Here is a 3,405-nt window from a genome sequence, read left to right on the forward strand (position 1 = left end):
CGCTCCTCGGCGGTCATGTCCTGCGAGCCGTCGAGCAGGTGGTCGGAGACGGTGAGCACGGTGAGCGCCTGGCGCCCGAACTCGGCGGCCACGCCGTAGAGCGCGGCGGCCTCCATCTCCACCCCGAGCACGCCGTAGGCGCCCAGGGCCTCCGTCTGGCCGGGGACCTTGAGGTAGAAGTGGTCGCGGCTGATGATCGTGCCGACGTGGTAGCGCTCCACGCCCTGCTCGCGAGCCGCACGCACCGCGGCCTCGGCGAGCTCGAAGGACGCGACGGCGGAGAAGTTGACGCCCGGGATGCGGTGCTGGTTCATCGCCGAGTCGGTGTGCGCGCCGAGGGCCACGAGGACGTCCCCGACCCGCACCGAGGGGGCGATCCCGCCCGCGGTACCGACCCGGATGATCCGCTGGACGCCGTACTCCCGGTACAGCTCGGTGGCGTAGATCGTCGCCGAGGGCTGACCCATCCCCGAACCCATGACGCTGAGCGGGCGGCCGTCGACCGTGCCGGTGAAGCCGAGCATGCCGCGCACGTCGTTGACCAGCCGGGCGTCCGGCATGAGCTGCTCGGCGATGCGTTGGGCGCGCCGGGGGTCACCCGGCATGAGGACGGCCGGGGCGAAGTCGCCCGGGTCGGCGGCGATGTGTGGGGTGGCCACGGGACCTCCTGGAGGGACGGAGCGGACGGGTCCATGCTGCCACGGCCGTCCCTGGTCCGGCCGGGACCTTGGGTCGGGGCTAGGCTCGCCCCTGTTCCCGTCGTCGATCCTTGGAGACCGACATGTCCGACCATCCCACCGACCCGCAGCACGGCCCCACCCCGCCGTCCGGCGGCGAGGGCCGGCAGGCCCCGCAGCAGCCGGCGGGAGCGCCGCCGGCCGGTCAGTCGCCCTACGCGCCGCCGCCGGGCGGCTACCCGCAGCCTGGCTACGGGGGGTACCCGCCGCAGCAGGGCGGCTACCCGCACCAGGGGCAGCCGGGGCAGCCCGGCTACGGGCCGGGCTACGGACAGCCGGCCCAGCCCTCCGCCCTCGGCGGGCTCACCGACCTCTCCTTCACGCGCCGCATCACCCCGGCGCTGGCGAAGGTCGTGTACGCCGCCGTCCTCGTGCTGGCCCTCATCGTGGCCGTCGAGGGCGTGGTCTCGGCGGTCCACTACTTCTCCCTCGCGGGGGACCGCTTCAGCGGCGGCCCGGGCTACATCTTCGACGGCCTCCTGGAGCTCATCAAGGGCCCGGTGGCGGGCTTCGTGCTCCTCGCCTTCGCCCGCTTCGCGCTCGAGTACCTCCTCGACCGCGCGACGGCCGCCCGCGGCGCGTGAACGGCGGTGTCCCGGCACATTCCTCCGACGGCGGACGCGCGCCCTGCCGGTGTGCGTCCGCCGTCGGCGTCCCGTTAGGGTCGGCAGGTGACTTCTGCCGGTAACGCGACGTTCCGCTACTCGAACGCAACCCTGCTCGCGGTGACCCACATCGAGGCGCCGGTGCGGGTGCCGTCCTCGCGGTTCGAGGAGGAGCTGGCCCCCACCCGCCGGCGGCTGCGGCTGCCGGACAACCTCCTGGAGCGGGTCTCGGGGGTCGTGGAGCGCCGCTGGTGGGAGCCCGGGACCCGGTTCGACGACCCGGCCATCGAGGCGGGGGCCAAGGCGCTCGCCGAGGTCGGGGTCGACCCTGCCCGCGTGGGCCTGCTCGTCAACACCTCGGTGACCCGGACCCACCTCGAGCCGTCCGTCGCCGTGCGGATCCACCACGGGCTGTCGCTGCCGACGTCGGCGGTGAACTTCGACATCGCCAACGCCTGCCTCGGCTTCGTCAACGGGATGATGCTGGCCGCGACGATGATCGACGCCGGCCAGATCGACTACGCCGTCATCGTCAACAGCGAGGACGCGCGCGCCACCCAGGAGACGACGCTGCGGCGCCTCGGCCGCGACGACGCCACGCGCGAGGACTTCCACCGCGAGTTCGCCTCCCTCACCCTCGGCAGCGGCGCGGCCGCAGCCGTCCTGGGCCGGGCCGACCTCCACCCCGGTGGGCACCGCGTCGTCGGCGGGGTGTCGCGGGCCGGGACCGAGCACCACGAGCTGTGCGTCGGCAGCCTCGACGGGATGTTCACCGACACCAAGGGGCTGCTCGAGGGCGGCCTGCCGCTCGTCGTCGCCGCGTGGGCCGAGGCGAACAACGGGGCCGGTTTCCGGTGGGACGACATGGCCCGCTACGTCACCCACCAGATCTCCACCCCGTACACGCGCGCGGTCATCGAGGCGCTCGACCTGCCCGCCGACCGGGTGCCGATCACCTTCTCCCACTGGGGCAACGTCGGGCCGGCGTCGCTGCCGATGACCCTGGCCGCGCAGGCCGACACGCTCGAGCCGGGGGACCGGGTGCTGTGCATGGGGGTGGGCTCGGGCTTGAACACGGCGATGCTCGAGCTCGAGTGGTGACCCCGGCCGTCCCCCAGCTGCCCGGCCTCGACCCGCGCTGGAGCCGGTTCGTCACCGTGCCCGGCGCCGGGGAGGACCCGCCGGCCCGGTGGCACCTGCTCGACAACACCCCCGACCTCGGCACGGAGGTGCACGGCACCCTGCTCGCCGTCCACGGCAACCCGACGTGGTCCTACCTGTGGCGCTCGCTGCTGCCCGCGGCGGCCGACGCCGGGTGGCGCGTGGTCGCGGTCGACCAGCTCGGCATGGGCTGGTCCCAGCGCGACGGCCGGATGCGGCGGCTGGCCGACCGGGTGGCCGACCTCGGTGCGCTGACCGACGCCCTCGGCCTCAGCGGACCGGTCGTCACCGTCGGGCACGACTGGGGCGGTGTCGTCTCGCTGGGCTGGGCGGTCGAGCACCCGGACCTGCTCGCCGGGGTGGTGCTCACCAACACCGCCGTCCACCACGACGACGCCTCGGCGATCCCCGCGCTGCTCCGCCTCGCCGGCCACCCGAGCGTGCACGGCTGGGCGACGAACGCCACCCGCACCTTCCTGCGCGCCACGCTCGCCCTCGCCCGGCCCCCACTGCCGCCCGAGGTGCGCGCCGCCTACCTCGCCCCGTACGCCGAGGACCGCGACGCCGTCGCCGAGTTCGTCGCGGACATCCCCGCCCACCCCGGCCACCCGAGCCGTCCCGCGCTCGACGCGATCGCCGCCGGCACCGCCCGGCTCGACGTCCCTGCGCTCGTCCTGTGGGGGCCGCGCGACCCGGTCTTCCAGGGCCGTTACCTCGAGGACCTGCTGCGCCGCCTGCCGCACGCCGACGTCCACCGCTTCGAGGAGGCGGGCCACCTGCTCCCGGAGGACGCCGACGTCGCCGGCACCGTCGTGCGCTGGCTCCGCACCCGCCTGGCCCCCGCCGAAGGCCCGGTTCGCGCCGAGAGCCCACTTCGCGCCGAGAGCTCAGTTCCCGCCGAG

4 protein-coding genes are annotated in these 3,405 nt (G+C 74.9%); 3 read left to right on the forward strand and 1 reads right to left on the reverse strand.

All coding sequences use genetic code 11. The features are described from left to right. On the reverse strand, positions 1-659 hold a 659-nt coding region (gene deoD / locus Q0195_RS00050), incomplete at its 3' end, for a purine-nucleoside phosphorylase (protein ID WP_299272909.1). 122 nt (positions 660-781) lie between these two features. Between deoD and Q0195_RS00055 the strand changes: the two genes are divergently transcribed. From Q0195_RS00055 to Q0195_RS00065, 3 genes are all read left to right on the forward strand, one after another. After that, complete coding sequence (locus tag Q0195_RS00055) at positions 782-1,321, forward strand: DUF4282 domain-containing protein (protein ID WP_299272912.1); 540 nt, start codon at positions 782-784, stop codon at positions 1,319-1,321. A gap of 87 nt (positions 1,322-1,408) precedes the next feature. Next, complete coding sequence (locus Q0195_RS00060; RefSeq protein ID WP_299272915.1) at positions 1,409-2,443, forward strand: 3-oxoacyl-ACP synthase III; 1,035 nt, start codon at positions 1,409-1,411, stop codon at positions 2,441-2,443. Next, positions 2,440-3,405, forward strand: a 966-nt coding sequence (locus Q0195_RS00065; RefSeq protein WP_299272918.1) for an alpha/beta fold hydrolase, incomplete at its 3' end; no start/stop codon positions are given. The genes Q0195_RS00060 and Q0195_RS00065, both read left to right, overlap by 4 nt.

This window comes from uncultured Georgenia sp., assembly GCF_937958535.1.
Taxonomy (GTDB): domain Bacteria; phylum Actinomycetota; class Actinomycetes; order Actinomycetales; family Actinomycetaceae; genus Oceanitalea.

Excerpts from the sequence above, each read along its gene's own strand:
- Q0195_RS00055 (WP_299272912.1), top strand. The coding sequence starts at position 782 with ATGTCCGACCATCCCACCGACCCGCAGCACGGCCCCACCCCGCCGTCC.